Source organism: Vibrio sp. 1249-1 (assembly GCF_033340495.1).
On sequence record NZ_JAWOWJ010000677.1, the window covers coordinates 1 to 647 of the forward strand.

General features: G+C 40.3%; 1 protein-coding gene. It reads right to left on the bottom strand.

Annotated elements, in window-relative coordinates; all coding sequences use genetic code 11:
* Positions 1–325: 325 nt before the first annotated feature.
* Positions 326–647 (bottom strand): ATP-binding protein (locus tag R7Z50_RS28300; protein WP_318149858.1); only part of this gene is annotated, 322 nt, incomplete at its 5' end.

The window sequence follows — 647 nt, forward strand, 5'->3', positions numbered from 1 at the left end:
CCAAACTTAACTGAGATGTTTTCAAATAACGGCTTAGCGCCAAATTGTTGAGTGATATTCGCTGTGGAGATCAAAACCTTTACCTTAGCAATTTAAGTGTATTGAGAAAAAACCGGGCAACGGTACTGCTTCAAGCTACATACTTCAAGTTTTGTTTTTATTAATTAATGGGAAATATGTTTCGTTACCTGTGTTTTTCTGTACGAAAAGGCGAAAAATCCATGTCATTTGTCGTACTTAAAGTGGCAACGAAGGATAAGATAAGTAGATAAGAAAAAGGCCAGTTTACACTGACCTTTTTTGATGGAACTCGCGTTGGTTTACATTACACGATGTTTGTCACTTCCAGCAGTAGCTCGGCTTTCTTTGGTAAATAGATGCTGAATGTACTTCCTTTACCCCACTCCGATTCGGCTTTCAGCTCGCCACCGGTTTGACTGAGAATACTTTGCGAAACCGACAAGCCTAATCCGGTACCATCGCGTTTCGTCGTGTAAAACGGTGAGAAAATTCGATTTAAGTTTTCTGGTTTGATACCACAACCATCGTCGATAACATGAATCGCTGCGCCCTTTATTTCACCTTCTTCAATCCAATCTTCACTCATTACGATCAGTTTTCCTTTGCCGTTCATCGCATGAATGGCA